Genomic DNA, 17,163 nt, shown 5'->3' on the forward strand with positions numbered 1-17,163 from the left:
TCGTGATCACGCCGTCGCTCCGACCGGTTCGGCGACGATGTCGTCGATCAATCGGGTACACCATTGCAGCAGCTCCTGGTCGCGGAGCGGCTGACCGCCGATCGGCCGGGTGGCAGGTCTCGGCACCAGGATCGTACGCAGTTGCGGCTTGACCAGACTCTTCGGGTACAGCCTGTTCAGCCGCAGCACCTTCGAATCGGGCAGATCCACCGGCCCGAACCGGATGTTCGAGCCCTGAAGCGTCACGTCCTGCAGACCGGCCGCGCGGGCGTGGTTGCGGAACTTCGCCACCTCGATCAGGTTCAGCACGGGCTGCGGGATGTCGCCGTACCGGTCGTGCAGCTCCTCGACCAGCTCGGCGATGCCGTCGGCGTCCCGAACCGCCGCGAGCCGCTGGTACATCTCCAGCCGGAGCCGCTGGGACGGGACGTAGTCGTGCGGCAGATGCGCGTCGATCGGCAGCTCGATCTTGACCTCGGGCTCCTCGGCCTGGGTGTCGCCGCGGTACTCCGCGACGGCCTCGCCGACCAGCCGGACGTACAGGTCGAAGCCGACATCCGCGATATGCCCGGACTGCTCGCCGCCGAGCAGGTTGCCCGCGCCGCGGATCTCCAGGTCCTTCATCGCGACCGCCATCCCGCCGCCGAGATCGGCGTGCTGCGCGATCGTCGCCAGCCGGTCGTGCGCGGTCTCGGTGAGCGGTTTCTCCGGCGGGAAGAAGAAGTACGCGTACGCCCGCTCGCGACCCCGGCCGACCCGGCCGCGCAGCTGGTGCAGCTGCGACAGGCCGAGCAGGTCGGAGCGCTCGACGATCATCGTGTTCGCGTTCGAGATGTCGATCCCGGACTCGACGATCGTCGTACAGACGATCACGTCGGAGCGCTTCTCCCAGAAGTCCTGGATGACCTGTTCGAGAGTGTGCTCGTTCATCTGGCCGTGCGCGACCGAGACCCGCGCCTCGGGTACCAGCTGGCGGATCCGCGCGGCGGCCTTCTCGATCGTGTTCACCCGGTTGTGGACGACGAAGACCTGGCCCTCGCGCAGCAACTCGCGCCGGATCGCCGCGGTCACCTGGCCCTCCTCGTACGCGCCGACGAAGGTCAGCACCGGATGCCGCTCCTCGGGCGGGGTCGCGATCGTCGACATCTCCCGGATGCCGGTGATCGACATCTCCAGCGTCCGCGGGATCGGCGTCGCCGACATCGTCAGGACGTCGACCGCCGTCCGCAGCCGCTTCAGCTGCTCCTTCGCCTCGACGCCGAACCGCTGCTCCTCGTCGACGATGACCAGCCCGAGATCCTTGAACTGGACCTCGCCCGAGAGCAGCCGGTGGGTGCCGATCACGACATCGATCGACCCGTTGGCCAGGCCCTCCAGCGCCTCCTTGGCCTCCTTGTCGGTCTGGAACCGCGACAGCGGCGCCACGGTGACCGGGAAGGCGGCGTACCGCTCGGCGAACGTCGCGTAGTGCTGCTGCACGAGCAGCGTGGTCGGGACCAGAACGGCGACCTGCTTACCGTCCTGAACGGCCTTGAACGCGGCCCGGACGGCGATCTCGGTCTTGCCGTAGCCGACGTCGCCGCAGACGATCCGGTCCATCGGCATGACGCGCTCCATATCGCGTTTCACGTCGTCGATGGTGGCCAGCTGGTCGGGGGTCTCGACGAACGGGAACGCGTCCTCGAGCTCGCGCTGCCACGGGGTGTCCTTGGCGAACGCATGCCCCTTGGTCGCCTGCCGCGCGGCGTACAGCTTGATCAGCTCGCCGGCGATCTGCTTGACCGCCTTGCGGGCGCGGCCCTTGCGCTTGGCCCAGTCGCCGCCGCCCATCCGGTCCAGCGTCGGCTGCTCGCCGCCGACGTACCGGGTGACCTGGTCGAGCTGGTCGGTCGGCACGTAGAGCCGGTCGCCCGGCTGGCCGCGTTTGCTCGGGGCGAACTCGACGACGACGTACTCGCGAGTGGTCTTCTGGCTGCCGGTGCCGACCGTGCGCTGCATCATCTCGACATACCGGCCGACGCCGTGCTGCTCGTGGACGACGAAGTCGCCGGGCTGCAGCTCGAGCGGGTCGACGGACTTCTTCCGCCGGGACGGCATCCGTTGCTGGGAACGGCGCTCGGCCGCCGAGCGCTGGCCGGCCAGGTCGTTCTCGGTGAGCACCGCGAGTTTGATGCCATCGGCAATGAACCCGTGGTCGAGCGCGCCCTGCGAGATCAGCACGACCCCCGGCTCGGGCACGCCGGCGATCCCGTCGACCGGCCGCGCCGGGACCTCGGCGTCCGACAGCACCTCGGCCAGCCGCTGCGCCGGGCCCTGGCCCTCGGTCACGCAGACGACCCGCCAGCCGTCGCGCAGCCAGCCGCGGATGTCTTCGATCGCGGACGCCGTCTCGCCGCGGTACGGATCGACCTCGTGGGCCGCGATCGTCTTACTGCGCACGGCTCCCGCGTCGGTGTCGATACTGAACGAGACCCGCTCGCCCATCGAGTCGCGCAGCTCGGGAGCGTCGTCCGGCGCGGCGGAGAACGGCGACAGGCTCCACCACGCGAGCCCCTTGCCGAGCGCCTGCGAGCGGACGTCGCCGAGCGACATGTACGCCGCCGCCCCGAGATCGATCGGGGCTTCGCCACCGCCGGCCGCGGCCGCCCAGGACGCCTCCAGGAACTCCTGGCTGGTGGCGACCAAGTCGTGTGCCCGGGCGCGCACCCGCTCCGGGTCGCTGACCACGACATGGGTGCCGGCCGGCATCAGATCGACCAGCAGCTCCATGTCGTCGACCAGCACCGGCGCGAGCGACTCCATCCCCTCGACCGCGTGGCCCTCGGCGAGCTTCTCGAACAGCTCGGCCAGCTCGGGGTGTTCCTTGGCGAGGACGCCGGCCCGCGCGCGGACCTCGTCGGTCAGCAGCAGCTCGCGGCACGGCGGCGCCCACAAGCCGTGCTCGGCGACCTCCAGCGAGCGCTGGTCGGCGACCGCGAAGTACCGGATCTCCTCCACGTCGTCGCCGAAGAAGTCGACCCGCAGCGGGTGCTCCTCGGTCGGCGGGAAGACGTCGATGATGCCGCCGCGGACGGCGAACTCGCCGCGCCGCTCGACCAGGTCGACCCGGCTGTACGCCGCTCCCGCGAGCGCGGTCACGACGTCCTCGAGGTCGACGGTGTCGCCGACATGGAGCTGCACGGGTTTCAGATCGGCCAGCCCGGCGACCTGCGGCTGCAGCACCGATCGGACCGGCGCGACCAGGATCTTGATCGGGCCGGTCGTCTCGTCCGACGGGTCGGGGTGCGCGAGGCGCCGCAGTACGGCGAGGCGGCGGCCGACCGTGTCGGAGCGGGGCGAGAGCCGCTCGTGCGGCAGCGTCTCCCAGGCCGGGTAGTAGGCGACCGAGCCGGGCTCGACCAGGCACTGCAGCGCCTCGGTCAGCTCCTCGGCCTCGCGGAAGGTGGCCGTGACGGCGAGCACCGGGCGGTCGGCGCCCTGGGCGGCCGCGAGCGCGGCCAGCAGGACCGGCCGGATCGGGCCCGGCGCGGCGAGGTCGAGCGTGCTGACGCCGTCGGCGTGGGCGTCCCGGACCGCGTCGGCGACCACCGGATCGGTGATCAGCGTGTCGACGAGACCGCTCAGTTTCACGCGTTGTCCAATCAGGAGTTGTACAGCCCTTGGGTGGCTTCGAGACCCGCGGTCATCAGCGACTCGACGGCATCCGCCGTCCGGTCGACGGCGAACGGGAGATCCTTGCGTTCCACGGCGGAGAACTCGTTGAGCACGAAGTCGGCGGGGCTCTGCCGGCCCGGCGGACGACCCACCCCGAACCGCACTCGATAGTACTCACCGGTGCCAAGCGATTTGCGCAGCGATTTGAGGCCGTTGTGCCCGTTGTCGCCGCCGCCGAACTTGCAGCGCAGGACGCCGAAGTCGATGTCCAGCTCGTCGTGGACGGCGATCAGGTGGGCCGGGTCGACCTTGAAGAACTTGAGCAGGCCGGAGACCGGGCCGCCGGACTCGTTCATGTACGAGCGCGGTTTGGCCAGCACCGTCCGGATGCCGCTGATCCGGGTCTCGACGACCTCGGCGCGGACCTGTTTGTGCTGTTTGAAGTTCCCGCCCGTGCGCGCGGCCAGCTCATCGGCGACCAGGTGGCCGATGTTGTGCCGGGTGCGGGCATAGGAAGGGCCGGGATTCCCCAGCCCGACGACCAACCACACGTCGTCCGCCACGGATCCCGGCCCTTCCTGAAAGTGTGTGCTGCTGCGCGGTGCAGATTACTCCGCGGCGGCGGCCACCGGCTCTTCGGCCGGCTCGTCCTTCTCGATACCGGCCTCGGCCTCGGCGTCGGACAGCTCCGCGTCGACCTGCTCGGCGGTCGGGGCCGCGGTCACGTTGACGATCAGCGTCTCCGGCTCGACGGCCAGCGTCGTCCCCGACGGCAGCTGCAGGTCGGAGGCGTGGATCTGGGCGCCCGGCTCGAGACCCTCGATCGAGACGGTGATCTGCTCGGGCAGGTGGGTCGCCTCGGCCTCGACCAGGACCGTGGTGTGCTCGGTGACGACCAGGGCGTCGCTGACGGCCTCGCCCTCGAGGTGGACGGCGACCTCGACCTGGACCTTCTCACCGCGCTTCACGATGACCAGGTCGACGTGCTCGATGGTGCCCTTCAGCGGGTCGCGCTGAACCTGCTTCGGCAGCGCCAGGTGGCTCTCGCCGCCGGCGACCTCGATCAGCAGCAGGGCGTTGGCGGTCTTCAGGGCCAGCATGGTGTCGTGACCGGGCAGCGTGATGTGCACGGGGTCACTGCCGTGGCCGTAGAGGACGGCGGGCACCTTGTTGTCCCGGCGGATTCGGCGGGCAGCACCCTTGCCGAACTCCGAACGCGATTCGGCTTGGATCTTGACCTCGGCCACGAGATGAACTCCTCAGATGCGTTGCGGTGATCTGTTGACTGGCTGAAACTCGGCTGCGGCCTCAGCGGGCGCCTGCTGACACCGAGAAGGCATCAAGCAACGAACCACCGCGTCGATCACGGAGCCGCGCCCATCAGTTCTCGGGGGGCGTCCCTCGCCGAGGCAACCTCGACAGTCTACCCACTCGGGCGCTCAGATCAGAAATCCGGGGCCGGGGCCGTTGCCCGCCTGCCGGACAGCGAGTTTTGGGCGTCAACAGGCCCGGAATCGAACCGCCTTACTGAAAATGATTGTCAAGTCAGATAAAGTCCGCGGCTGTGACCGCCACGCACTCCCGTCCTGCCCTGCTGTCCGCGTTCCTGAGCCTCGTCCTGGGCGCGCTCTGCCTGCTCGTGCCGCTGTCGGCGCAGGCCGCGCCCGAGGTGCTGCGCGCCGTCCACACCGACGCCCTGCACCCGACGTACGACGGCGCCGCCCTGAAACTCGCGACCCGGATCGGCACCGGCGACTACCGCGCGGCGGACCCGGCGAACCTGGTCTTCAACCTCGAGGACCGCGGCTCGGCCCGCACCGAACTCCCCGACCTGCCGGCGTTCGCCTTCCTCGGCGCCCCCGGCAGCACCGTCTTCATCGCCCCCGAGTCCCAGGACCCGGAGCTGATCTGGCCCGGCTGGGACACCGAAACCCTGCCCACCGGCGTCTTCCGCGACGACAGCATCGAGCTCACCCTGCTGTCCGCCGAAGGCCCCGGAGCCGTCGAGGTCTTCTTCAACTACGACGAGTTCAGCGGCACCGTCCCCCGCCTCTTCAGCTCCGTCGACCCCGCCTACCGAACCCTCCGCCAGCCAGTAGGCCGCCACGTCCACGCCAACTGGTCCTTCTCCGCCCTCGGCACCTACACCCTCACCTTCCAAGCCACCGCAACCACCACCACCGGCACCCACCTCACCTCCCCACCCACCACCTACACCTGGGCCGTAGGCCCCTACACCCCACCCACCACGCCGCCAACCACCCCACCCGGCACTCCGCCGGGCTCCCCAACCCCGCCCACCACCTCCCCCACCAGCCCGCCATCACCCACACCCACCGGACCTTCATCACCCACCGAACCCCCGTCACCCACCCCCACACCCAGCGGACCCCCGTCACCCAGCGCCGCCCCCAGCAACTCCCCAACCCAGCACCCACCCCTCACCCCCGCACCCACCCCTCGCCCCACTCCCCCGGCCAGTCAACCGACGACCACGCCAGTCCGAGCGCCGGGGACAGCCGCCGACACCAGAGCCTGCATCACCACCCCCAGCCCGACCACCAGCCCGCCAACCACATCCCCCCGCCCCACCACCCTCAGCCCGCCCCCACAGCCCCCAACGACGACAACCACCACCCTGCAAACGGGCCACGCCGACTACGCCGCCCGCCTGGAGAACGGCGTCCTCCGCACCCGCATCAAGGACGGCACCCAACCCGGCGCCCCGACGTGGCGGGACCCGAAAGACGTCACCATCCGCCTGACCGCCGCAGCCGGCACCACCTCCCCCGGCGGCGCCTTCAGCTTCCTCGGCCCCAAAGGCACCCCCGTCTGGCAGATCCCCCAGACCCAGAAGACAGGTGTCATCTGGCTCGGCTGGAACACCGAAGAGCTCAAACCCGGCCAGCTCCCCGGCGACCAACTCACCTGGCGCCTCGACAAGCTCACCGGCCCCGGCCGCTTCGCCATCTTCGAGTTCAACCCGTTCGGCCAGCCCCAGATCATCTTCAACTCCGCCGACGGCCTCCCCGACACCTACAAGGTCCCCGTCGGCACCCACGCCCACGGCAACTGGACCTTCACCAAGCCCGGCACCTACCGCCTCACCTTCACCCACGCAGCCGGCACCCAGACCGCCACCAACACCCTCACCGTCGTAGTGGCGCCGGGCGGTGCCCGCTCCATCCCCGCCGAGGCACCTCTAGCTGTAGCCACACCGGACCCGAACTGCCGCCTGGCCGCCACCGGTGCCGACGTCAGCCCCGGCTGGATCGCAGCAGCAGTTCTGTTCCTCCTGCTCGGCACCGGCCTCCTACTGGTCGCCCGCCGAGGCACCCGATGAAGCGCACGGCCGCAGTAGCCCTCAGCCTCACCCTGCTCACCGCCTGTGGCGCGACGACCAGCAGCAGCACCGACAAGCTGAACGTCGTCACCACCACCGAGATCCTGGCCGACCTGGCGCAGCAGGTAGGCGGTGACCGTGTTGAGGCCAGCAGCCTCGTCCCACCCGGCGGTGACCCGCACTCGTACGAGCCCACGCCCAAAGACGCCAAACGGGTAGCCAAGGCCGACGTCACCTTCACCAACCACCTACTACTGGAGCCGCAGAGCCTGATCAAGACGATCGACGCGAACGCCGCCAAGGACGCACCGAACGTCTCACTCGCCGAAGCAGCCGAGTCGTACGGCGCCAACGTCATCCCCTTGGTCGAGAACATCGGCCTGGACGTCCTCTGGCTCGGACTCCGCGTCCGCGGCGCCGGCAAACAGCGCGGTGCGACCAGGACATCGTCCGTCCAACTAGCCGCGACCAAACTCGACGGTCCGGGCCAGCTGGTCGCCTACCTGACGGAGTCCCTCGGCCAACCCGACAAGTACTTCGACTCCACCGATGGCCTCGACAAATCCGACAGTACGACGCTGCCGCCGGCCGCCCACACGCATCTGAACTGGGCCTTCACCAAACCGGGCGTCTACCGCCTGACGCTGACCGGTGCCCTCGACAACAACGACGGGAAGCTCCAGCCACTTGGCCAAGGCACCTTCACCTTCGCGGTCGGTGTCGAGCCGCACACCGTCAAACCGGCCAGCAGCGGCCCAGCGACCGTTCTGGACGACGGCCATACCGATCTGACCGTCGACCTGGACTCGGGGCAGGTGTACGCGTACTCCGACGCCAGAAAGGTCGGAGCACCTCAGACCCAGGTCCCAGCCGGCAACGTGGTGATCGACGTCCCGAACAAGGCACTGGTCCCGATCCCGGACGACCAGCGCTTCAGCTTCCTCGGCAAGCCCGGCACGCAGATCCACCAGCTGCCACAGGCGGTTCTGGGTAAGCACGTACACGGCGAGATCGACCCGCACCTGTGGGAGGACGTCGCCAACGCCAAGGCGTACGCCCAGCTGATGCGCGACACGCTGAGCACCGCCGACCCGGACGGCAAGCAGACCTACGAGGCGAACACCAAGGCCTACCTGGCCAAGCTGGACGACCTCGACAACTACGTCCGGACGACCCTCGCCACCATTCCGCCCGCCCGGCGCCAGCTCGTCACGACGCATGATGCGTTCGGCTACCTGGCTTCGGCGTACGAAATGACCGTCGCGGGCTTCGTCGTCCCGAATCCGGCGCAGGAGCCGAGTGTCGAGCAGGTGCGCAAGCTGTCCGACACCATCCGCAACCTGCGGGTGCCGGCCGTGTTCACCGAGCCGAACCTGGCGCAGCGGGCCTCGGTGCTGATCCAGGTCGCCCGCGATCAGGGCGTCCAGGTCTGCTCGCTGTACGGCGACTCGTTCGACGACCACGCCCGCACGTACGTGGACATGATGCGCCACAACGCCGACGAGCTGAAGCGCTGCCTGGGAGATCACCGATGAAGTTGCTCGCCGCCCTCCTCCTCGCCGTCGCGCCACTCGCGCCGGCCGCCGAACCTGTTGTCATCAGCAACGGTCACGTCGACCTCGGCCCCCGGTTCGCCGACGGCCGCTGGACCGTGCAGCTCCGCGACGACACCACCGATCCGGAGACCTGGCGTGATCTCGACGCCGTCGTCGTCCAGGCGAACGGCAAGGCGAAGATCGCCGTCCCGAACGACCCGGCGTACCAGTTCCTGGGCAAGCCGGGGCAGTCGGTCTGGGTGATTCCGCAGGTCCAGCAGGACGGCATCGTCTGGCCGGGCTGGAACACGCAGGACCGGGAAGTGGCGACTCGGGTCGATCGCGAGGTGACCTGGTCGCTCGAAGGCGTGCAGGGGCCAGGCACGTTCACACTCTTCCTGAACTCGGACTTCGGTAAGCCGCACGAGGTGTTCGACAGCCGGAAACCCTTCCCGCAGCAGACCGGCGTCGACGTGAACACCCACGTCCACGGCAACTGGACGTTCGACACCCAAGGCGCCTACCTGCTCGATGTCGCGATGACCGCGAAGCTCACCGACGGCACCACAGTCACCGACCGCCGCACGCTGCGCATCTACGCCGGTGACGGTGACGTACGGACGGCGTTCGCCACACCAGCCCCGGCAGCTGCGCAGTCCGACGGCAGCGGGCTTGAAGTGTGGTGGTTCGTCGTCGGTGCGGTCGTTCTGGTGCTCGCAACCACCGGAACCGTCGTAGTCAGGAAGCGCCGATGACTGTTCTCACTGTCAGCGGAGTCGCCGTCGAACTGGCCGGACGTCAGGTCCTCCACGACGTCGACCTCAGCATCGCCGCCTCCGAACACGTCGGCCTGATCGGTCCGAACGGCGCTGGCAAGACCACGCTGCTCCGTGCGCTGCTCGCACTGCTGCCCGTCACCGCAGGAACGATCACGATCAACGGCAGTACGCCGTCCGCCGCGCGCGGCTCGATCGGGTACGTGCCGCAACGACACGAGTTCGTCTGGGACTACCCGGTGCAGGTCCGCACTGCGGTGATGACTGGGCGGACGCACCGCATCGGCTGGCTGCGCCGTCCGGGGCAGACCGACCGGGACGCCGTACAGGAGGCACTGGAACGCGTTGACCTGGCTGACTTGGCGAACCGGCCGATCGGTGAGCTGTCCGGCGGCCAGCGGCAGCGAGTGCTGGTCGCGCGGGCGCTGGCACTGCGGCCGCAGCTGTTGTTGCTGGACGAGCCGTTCACCGGTCTCGACGTACCAACGCAGGAGATCCTCACGCGGCTGTTCAAGGACCTTACTGCGGAGGGGACCGCAATCTTGATGACTACGCACGATCTGCCGGCCGCAGCGGACACCTGTCATCGGTTGTGTCTGCTGAACGGGACGGTCGTCGCAGATGGTCCGCCTGAGGAGCTGCGCGACCCGGCGGTCTGGCTGCGCGCGTTCGGCGTCGCCCGGTCCGAACAGCTCTTGCACAGCCTGGGAGTGACGCGATGATCGAGTTCTTCACCGAGCCGTGGACACATGTGTTCATGCAGCGTGCGTTCCTGGTCGTGCTGATGTCCGGCGTCGTGTGCGGCGTCATCGGGACACATGTCGCGCTGCGCGGGATGGCATTCATCGGGGACGCCGTGGCGCACTCGGTGTTCCCAGGGATCGCGATTGCGTTCGTACTGAAGACCAGCCTGGTTCTGGGCGGCATCGTCGCCGGACTCGCCACAGCGGTGTCGGTCGCGATCTTCTCGCAGAACCGGCGGCTCAAGGAGGACACCGTGATCGGAGTCTTCTTCGCCGGCGCTTTCGGCCTGGGCATCGTCGTCATGAGTACCGCACCCGGTTACGGCGGCTCACTGGAGTCGTTCCTGTTCGGGTCCGTACTAGGGATCGGAAACGCCGATGTGATCACAGTCGGCGTGGCCGGCGCCGTACTGCTGCTGGTCACCGGCGCCTTCCACAAGGAGTTCGTCACGGTCGGCCTGGACCGGGAGACCGCGCGGTCGGTCGGTCTGCCGATCTTCTGGCTCGACCTCGCGCTGTACGCGATGGTGACGGTCGCGATCGTCATCTCGATCCAGGCCGTCGGCAACATCCTCGTGCTGGCGCTGCTGATCACCCCAGCTGCCTGTGCCCGCCTGCTGACCGACCGGATCGGCGTGATGATGCTGATCGCGCCGCTGATCGGCGCCGGCTCCGGGCTCACCGGGCTCTACCTCTCCTACGCCTTCAACCTCGCCGCCGGCGGGTTGATCGTGCTCACCGCCACGGCGGTGTTCATCGCCTGCTGGGTGTTCGCGCCCAAGCACGGTTTGCTGTCCCGTCCATTGAAAGGAAACGCATGCGCAAGTCCCACCGCGTAGTGCTGTCCGCCGCGACAGTCCTCGCGCTGACCGGCGTCGCCGTCCCAGCGACCGCCACCACCTCTGTCGTCCTCGACCAGGGTCACGTCGACGTCGTCGGCATCGCCTGGGAGGACAACGCTTTCAACGTCCACGTGCACGACGAGGAGAGCGCCACCGAGTACACCCCCGCCGAAGTCCAGCTGGTTGCCAAGCCGGGCGCGCAGATCGCCGTACCGAACGATCCGGCCTATGCCTTCCTCGGTGCGCCGGGCAGCCCGGCCTGGGTGCTGCCGCAGGTCCAGGACCCGGAGCTGCTCTGGCCGGGTATCGGATCGGAGGAGATCGCCTCCGGTGTGTTCACCAACGACGCGCTGAAGGTCACGCTGGTCGGGGTGACCGGCCCGGCCGATTTCAGCATCTTCACCACGGATGCCTTCGGTACGCCGACCCGGCTGGCCGACAGCGGCAACGGACTGCCGGACGCCATCAACACGACGGCCGGCGGCCACCTGCACGCCAACTGGGCTTTCGAGGCCGCCGGCACCTACAAGCTGAAGTTCAAGGTCAGCGGCACGCTGGCCGCCACTGGCAAGAAGGTCACCTCGACCGTCGCCACCTACACCTTCAAGGTGCAGCAGTGACGGCCCGTGCGGTAGCCGGCGCCCTGGTCGCCGGTGTCGCCGCCACTGTCCTCGCCGTCACTCCGGCGTTCGCACTGACCACCATCTCGTCCGGCCACGTCGACGCCATCGACGTGGACTGGACGGGTTCCGCACTGACCCTGGACCTCAGGGACGGCACCGTCACCCCGGCTGTCGACCGGGCCCCGGCCGACGTCGTACTGAACGCGGTGTCGGCCAGCAAGACGACGGTGCCGTCGGGTTCGGCGTACTCGTTCCTGGGCGCACCTGGCGACCCAGTCTGGATCCTGCCGCAGACGCAGGCAACCGGAATCGTCTGGCCGGGCTTCAGCACCGAAGGCGTCCCCAGCGGCGTCCTCTCCGGCAACACCGTCGCCGTAAAGCTCGTCTCCGTCAGCGGACCGGACGACGTCGCCGTCTACACCACTAGCTCCCTCGGCACGCCGACCATCTGGTTCGACAGCGGCAACGGCCTCCCCGACACCCGCTCCCTCCCCATCAACACCCACGCCCACGCCAACTGGGCCTTCGGAGCCGCCGGCACCTACACCGCCGTCTTCGAAGTCACCGCCACGACTACCGGTGGCACTGCCATCACCACCGGCCAGAAGACCTATACCTTCACCGTTCAGCCGTAACACCACCGTGAACCGCAGGGGGCCTGGCGCCAGGCCCCCTGCACCCACCTCTCGGCTAAGTTGACGCGGTGGCTTTGATGCTCGTGCTTTATCTGGTGGGCGGTGTGGTCGTCGTCGGCGGGACGCTGGCTCTGCTGGCTTATGTCAAGCGTCGCCGGGAGGCTCTGCAGCAGCGAGCGCACGCTATGGCTCAGTACGGCTGGTTTCCGGCGCCGCCGAGCCCTTGGCTGGCTGAGGTGGCCGCCAGGCTCTACACCAACGGGGCGCCGGGTGAGATGTTCGCCGGAGACTTTCGTGGGCGAGGGCTTTGCGTTCTCGAGTACAGGTACACGACCAGCAATGGGAAGAGCTCGCAGACGCACACAGTGCACTTGGTGGCGCTGAACCTGCCCGCAGCGCTGCCTCCGCTCACGGTCTCGCATGACTCCGCGCTTCGCCGGGCCTTCAGTGCCGACATCGAACTGGAGAGCCAGGCCTTCAACGACGCGTTCCGGGTCGACTGCCAGGACCAGCGGTATGCCTCGGCTGTTCTGCACCCGCGGCTGATGGAGTGGATGCTGGCCAACCCCGCACTGGAGTGGCAACTGGCCGGCAACGCGCTGGTGTCCTGGGCGTACGGCGCCTTCGCCATCCCGGACCTACTGGCCCGTCTGGAGGCTTTGCAAGGGGTCCTCGACCGCATTCCGCCGTTCGTACTGAGGGACTACGGCGCATGACCATCACGCTCGTAGTGATCGCAGTGCTGGCGGCTGGGCTCGGTGCGCTGTATCTGCGGGTGCAGCGCCGGCAGCAGGCGTTCTTCCGGGACAGAGTGGCCAGTATCGGACTCGGCGAGGCGCCGGTTGAGCCATGGCTCGCTGCGGCGGCAGAGCGCGCGTTCGGGGTGCAGGGGAACGCAGAGCGGATGGTTCGCGGCGAACGGGTGTGGGCTTGTGACTTCACCTACCAGGCCATGCGTTCGTCGACTGCGGCCAAATGTCACGTCGTGGCGGTGAGCCTGCCAACTGCGTTGCCGCCGCTGGCGGTGTTCCCGAAAAACCCCATGCTGCCGGGGAATCTGGAGTTCGAGAGCGCCGAGTTCAACCGGACGTTCTCGGTCGAGTGCTTCGACCGGCGGTACGCGAGCGCCGTACTGACGCCGCGGGTCATGGAGTGGCTGCTCACCTACCCGAAGCTGCAGTGGAAAGTCGACGGCAACGTGCTGCTCGCCTGGAACGCCGGCTACTGGACGGCGGACGTCGTACGACACAGCACCGCGGCCTTCGACGGCCTGCTGGAACGCATCGACCCTTACGTGTTCGAGGAGTTCAGGGCACACTAGTTGCTGAATGCACCGTCTGGTTTGACCGCCCCCTTACCGACGAGGAGTGCACCATGCAAACACGTGTCCGAGTAGGCCTGGCCATCGCCGGGCTGTTCACTGCAACGTTTCCATTTACCGGTACGGCGTCCGCCACGATGACCCCGCAGGACTTCCGGTCCGAGGTCGTGTCGCGGACGAACGCCGAACGAGCGCGCGTCGGCTGTCCGGCGCTGAACCGGCACGGCGCGCTCGACAACGCCGCCCAGGGCCACGCCGCCGACATGGCCAACCGGAACTACTTCAGCCATACCAGCCAGGACGGACGCAGCCCGTTCGACCGGATGCGCCAGGCGGGATATCCGAGCAACAGCGGGATGGCCGAGAACATCGCCGCCGGCTACAGCACACCGGCACAGGTAGTGGCCGGTTGGATGAACTCGTCCGGCCACCGCGCCAACATCCTCAACTGCAGCTACCGCTCGATCGGCGTCGGCTACGCCTACCGCAGCGGCACCGCCTACGGCCACTACTGGGTGCAGAACTTCGGCACCGTCTAGGTCAGCTTGGTCCACACCTGGCGCAGGGCTCGGGCGGCGTCGCCCTCGAGCCCTGCGTCGTCCAGCGTCGCCGCCAACTCGTCGAACTCCGGCCCCCAGCGCCAGGCGACCGCCCGCAGCCGCTCCGGCAACGCCGGGTCCTGCAGCGACCCGGCGTCCCCGCGGATCGTCTGTGCGGTGAGCGCCTCGGTGACGCCATGCTTCTCGGCCAGTTGGAACGCCAGCACGGCCAGCGCGGCTTTGCCCTTGTTGTAGAGCGCGTACGCCGACTTGGCCGCACTAGCTGCGCCCGGCGCCGCTCCAACCACCATCGGCGTCACCGCGGTCCCCTGCCACAGCGCAGCGACGTCGGCAGCCGCGGCACCAGACAGCATCAGATGCGTCGGGCTCTGACCACCAGTCGGCGGCGGACCGACCACACCGGCGTCCACAAACGTCGCCTCCGGTACGGCGTCCTCCGCGCGCTGTAGCGACTCCGGCGACAGCGGGTTCGCCTCGACGTACAGGCCGGTGAATCCGGCCGCGCCGACCTGCCGAGCGATATCCACCGCGCCCTGCGGCGCGCACGAGGCCAGGACGACGTCCGCCGTACCGACCGCGTCGTCGAACGCGACTCCGAGCAGCCCGGCGGCCGCGGCTCGCTCGACCGAGGCCGGACTGCGTCCTTCCGGCACCCAGCTCACCGTGTGACCGGCGGCGACCAGCTCCGCAGCCAGTCGCGATCCCATGGCACCAGGGTGGAAGACAGCGATTCGCATGTCCCCGAGCAGATCATTTCTGGCCGAGATACGCCAGGACCGCCAGGACGCGGCGGTGGTCCTCGGCGTTCGAGACCAGGCCGAGCTTGGCCATGATGCTGCCGACGTGCGTCTCGACCGTGCGCTCGTTCAGCCACAACCGACGGCTGATGCCGACGTTCGTACATCCTTCCGCCATCAGCCCGAGCACCTCCCATTCCCGCGGCGTCAGTGCGCCGAACCGCTCCGGACGCCCGAGCAGCCGCCCGACCACCTCCGGATCCAGTGCGGACCCGCCGGCGGCGACTCTGGTCAGCGCATCGAGGAACTGATCGACGTCGAGCACTCGGTCCTTCAGCAGGTAGCCGAAGCCGCCGGTGCTCACCAGCTCGAGCGAATGCCGGGTTTCGACGTGCTGCGAGAGCAGGACGATCCCCATCGCCGGGTGACTCGTCCGCAGCGTCCGCGCTGCGCGGGCACCGTCGTCGGTCTGATCCGGTGGCATCCGGATGTCGATGACTGCGAGATCCGGCTCGGTCTCCGCGACGACTGTGAGCAGGCTGACCGCGTCGGCGGCCCGACCGACCACCTCGTGGCCGGCGTCGACCAGTAGCCGGGCCAGCCCTTCCCGGAACAACGCCGAGTCCTCACCGATCACGATCCGCACGGCAGCACCACCTCGATCGTCGTACCGCGCCCGGCCGGGCTGTGCATCGACAACGAGCCGCCGATCGCAGCGACCCGGTCGGCCAGCCCGCTCAGCCCTGACCCCGGCCGCGGCGTCGCGCCGCCACAACCGTCGTCCTCCACCCGGATACGGACGTCCTCAGCCGCCTGCTCCACCCGGACCGCGATCGAGCTCGCATGCGCGTACTTCGCGGCGTTGGTGACCGCCTCAGCCGCGACGAAGTACGCAGTGATCGCCAGCTCGTCCGGGAGCTCATCCGGCCCGATGTCCAACCGCACCGGGATCGGCAGCGACCGGGTGATCGCTGCGAGCGCCGCGTGCAGGCCGTCGTCCAGACTCGTCGGCCGAAGCCCATGCGCGATCTGCCGCAGTTCGGCAATCGCAGTGGACAGCTCAGCCACCGCCTGGTCGAGGAGACCGTTCACATCGACGCTGCCGTCGTCCAGGTGCCGCTGCGCCAGCCGAAGCGCCATGCCGAGCGACACCAGCCGTTGCTGTGCGCCGTCGTGCAGATCGCGTTCCAGTCGACGCCGCTCCCGATCACCCGCCTGAACCAGCCGGGACCGGCTGGCCGCGACATCACGCAAGGCCGATGCCACCTCGGCTCGCAGCCGACTCACCTCGACCAGACTCGCCGCACCGGTCGCCACTGCCTTCAACACCGCCGGTCCACTGGCTCCAGCTAGCAGTCCGATCTGCACTCCGCCCAGCAACACCGGTACGCCGCCGTCCGCACCGACCGGTACGCCGGCCGCATCCACGAAGCCCGAGGCACCCGGCACCAGGAGCCCGACCCGCAGCGTCGGATCACGCAACGCCGTCCGCAGCGACAGCTCCAGCTCCTCCGGCTGGGCCTGCTCGGTGTGGATGCGCCGCTGCAGGTCTTCGATCGCGGCCAGCGCGGCCCGGCGCGGCGGATAGAGCCGCCGGTCGACCAGTCGTTGCAGCCGAGTCCGCAGTGGGCTCAGCACCAGCGCACAGACCGCAGTCGCGATCGCCGCGGCCGGTGCGGACTCCTTACCCAGAAAGAGCCCAAGCGTGAGGGCGATCCCGGCATACGTGCCGAGCAGTGCGACGACGACGATCGCGTACGTGACGCTGTCCGCGACGATCCGGTCCACGTCGTACAGATCGTGCCGCAGCATCGCGACGGCGACCGAAGCCGGCAGCCCGATCAGTGTGGCGATTCCGAACCCCGTAGCCACCACACCGGACTCACCGGTGATCAGAATCTCCACCAGGCAGACAATCGGGTAGACCGCGACCGCCAGCCCGGCCAGCGCCAGCCACTTCAGCTGCGCCCGCTCCCGCCCACCTGCGCGCCGGAACCGGACAACCAGCGAGAACGCCGCCACCAGCACCAGAACAAGCATCAGCCCGAACGCCGGCTCCCGGAGCAGCGGAACGCTGACCGTCTGCTGCACCAGGCAGCAGACCACCAACAGCACCGCCACCGCCCGCCAGCGCGGGCTCGGCAGCCGTCCGTCCGGGAAGAACAGTAAGAGCAGCGCAACGGCGACCACCAGCCACCAGGCGCCCTCCTCGAAGAACTGATTGGACGGCAGAAACACGTCCCGAGCGGCAACAAACACCACGACCGCCCCGACCCAGACCAGCAGCAGGCCGACCACGTTGCGCGGCACCTTCCGCCACACCACGAGGCCCAGTACGGCAATCGCCGTACCGATCACGGCCAGACCGGCTGCCCACCCCATTCCGTCAGAGTA

At 68.9% G+C, this 17,163-nt stretch carries 16 protein-coding genes; 10 read left to right on the top strand and 6 right to left on the bottom strand.

The window, feature by feature from the left end; genetic code table 11:
* Window positions 1-6: 6 nt before the first annotated feature.
* From mfd to HPO96_RS28725, 3 genes are read right to left on the bottom strand one after another with little or no spacing between them, the layout of a single operon-like run.
* Window positions 7-3,630, bottom strand: coding sequence for a transcription-repair coupling factor (gene mfd, locus HPO96_RS28715; protein ID WP_171677488.1), 3,624 nt, complete (start codon window positions 3,628-3,630; stop codon window positions 7-9).
* A gap of 11 nt (window positions 3,631-3,641) precedes the next feature.
* Window positions 3,642-4,217, bottom strand: a complete 576-nt coding sequence (gene pth / locus HPO96_RS28720; protein WP_171677489.1) for an aminoacyl-tRNA hydrolase — start codon at window positions 4,215-4,217, stop codon at window positions 3,642-3,644.
* A gap of 45 nt (window positions 4,218-4,262) precedes the next feature.
* Window positions 4,263-4,901 (bottom strand): 50S ribosomal protein L25/general stress protein Ctc, encoded by a 639-nt coding sequence (locus HPO96_RS28725; RefSeq protein ID WP_171677490.1) that lies wholly within the window; start codon window positions 4,899-4,901, stop codon window positions 4,263-4,265.
* A 317-nt stretch (window positions 4,902-5,218) separates the two neighbouring features.
* Here HPO96_RS28725 and HPO96_RS28730 point away from each other — a divergent pair, with 317 nt between their 5' ends.
* The 10 genes from HPO96_RS28730 to HPO96_RS28775 all read left to right on the top strand — a co-directional run bounded on the left by HPO96_RS28730 (window position 5,219) and on the right by HPO96_RS28775 (window position 14,011).
* Window positions 5,219-6,997: a TIGR03773 family transporter-associated surface protein gene (locus HPO96_RS28730; protein WP_171677491.1), complete on the top strand. Its 1,779-nt coding sequence runs from the start codon at window positions 5,219-5,221 to the stop codon at window positions 6,995-6,997.
* Complete coding sequence (locus HPO96_RS28735; protein ID WP_171677492.1) at window positions 6,994-8,532, top strand: anchored repeat ABC transporter, substrate-binding protein; 1,539 nt, start codon at window positions 6,994-6,996, stop codon at window positions 8,530-8,532. The genes HPO96_RS28730 and HPO96_RS28735 overlap by 4 nt, the downstream gene beginning before the upstream one ends.
* Window positions 8,529-9,287 carry a choice-of-anchor M domain-containing protein gene (locus tag HPO96_RS28740; RefSeq protein ID WP_171677493.1) on the top strand — a complete coding sequence of 253 codons (759 nt, stop codon included), beginning with the start codon at window positions 8,529-8,531 and terminating at the stop codon, window positions 9,285-9,287. Before HPO96_RS28735 ends, HPO96_RS28740 begins: the two co-directional genes overlap by 4 nt.
* Window positions 9,284-10,030: an anchored repeat-type ABC transporter ATP-binding subunit gene (locus HPO96_RS28745; protein WP_171677494.1), complete on the top strand. Its 747-nt coding sequence runs from the start codon at window positions 9,284-9,286 to the stop codon at window positions 10,028-10,030. The genes HPO96_RS28740 and HPO96_RS28745 overlap by 4 nt, the downstream gene beginning before the upstream one ends.
* A complete protein-coding gene (locus HPO96_RS28750) occupies window positions 10,027-10,890 on the top strand; it encodes an anchored repeat-type ABC transporter permease subunit (protein WP_171677495.1) in 864 nt (287 codons plus the stop codon). The genes HPO96_RS28745 and HPO96_RS28750 overlap by 4 nt, the downstream gene beginning before the upstream one ends.
* Entirely contained in the window at window positions 10,869-11,513 is a 645-nt protein-coding gene (locus tag HPO96_RS28755; RefSeq protein WP_171677496.1) for a choice-of-anchor M domain-containing protein, read from the top strand. Before HPO96_RS28750 ends, HPO96_RS28755 begins: the two co-directional genes overlap by 22 nt.
* Window positions 11,510-12,151, top strand: a complete 642-nt coding sequence (locus tag HPO96_RS28760) for a choice-of-anchor M domain-containing protein (RefSeq protein ID WP_171677497.1) — start codon at window positions 11,510-11,512, stop codon at window positions 12,149-12,151. The genes HPO96_RS28755 and HPO96_RS28760 overlap by 4 nt, the downstream gene beginning before the upstream one ends.
* A gap of 68 nt (window positions 12,152-12,219) precedes the next feature.
* Window positions 12,220-12,867 (top strand): hypothetical protein, encoded by a 648-nt coding sequence (locus HPO96_RS28765; protein WP_171677498.1) that lies wholly within the window; start codon window positions 12,220-12,222, stop codon window positions 12,865-12,867.
* Window positions 12,864-13,472, top strand: a complete 609-nt coding sequence (locus tag HPO96_RS28770) for a hypothetical protein (protein ID WP_171677499.1) — start codon at window positions 12,864-12,866, stop codon at window positions 13,470-13,472. Before HPO96_RS28765 ends, HPO96_RS28770 begins: the two co-directional genes overlap by 4 nt.
* A 53-nt stretch (window positions 13,473-13,525) precedes the next feature.
* Window positions 13,526-14,011 (top strand): CAP domain-containing protein, encoded by a 486-nt coding sequence (locus HPO96_RS28775; protein WP_171677500.1) that lies wholly within the window; start codon window positions 13,526-13,528, stop codon window positions 14,009-14,011.
* On the opposite strand, the gene HPO96_RS28780 is transcribed toward HPO96_RS28775, so the two are convergent.
* The 3 genes from HPO96_RS28780 to HPO96_RS28790 are packed head-to-tail and all read right to left on the bottom strand — an operon-like array spanning window position 14,008 to window position 17,151.
* Window positions 14,008-14,769, bottom strand: a complete 762-nt coding sequence (locus tag HPO96_RS28780; RefSeq protein WP_171677501.1) for a DUF1932 domain-containing protein — start codon at window positions 14,767-14,769, stop codon at window positions 14,008-14,010. The two genes, HPO96_RS28775 and HPO96_RS28780, sit on opposite strands and share 4 nt — an antisense overlap.
* 13 nt (window positions 14,770-14,782) lie before the next feature.
* Window positions 14,783-15,415, bottom strand: coding sequence for a response regulator (locus HPO96_RS28785; RefSeq protein WP_171677502.1), 633 nt, complete (start codon window positions 15,413-15,415; stop codon window positions 14,783-14,785).
* Window positions 15,403-17,151: a sensor histidine kinase gene (locus HPO96_RS28790; protein ID WP_171677503.1), complete on the bottom strand. Its 1,749-nt coding sequence runs from the start codon at window positions 17,149-17,151 to the stop codon at window positions 15,403-15,405. The genes HPO96_RS28785 and HPO96_RS28790 overlap by 13 nt, the downstream gene beginning before the upstream one ends.
* Window positions 17,152-17,163 lie beyond the last annotated feature (12 nt).

It is taken from the genome of Kribbella sandramycini (assembly GCF_013131805.1).
Taxonomy (GTDB): Bacteria; Actinomycetota; Actinomycetes; order Propionibacteriales; family Kribbellaceae; genus Kribbella; species Kribbella sandramycini.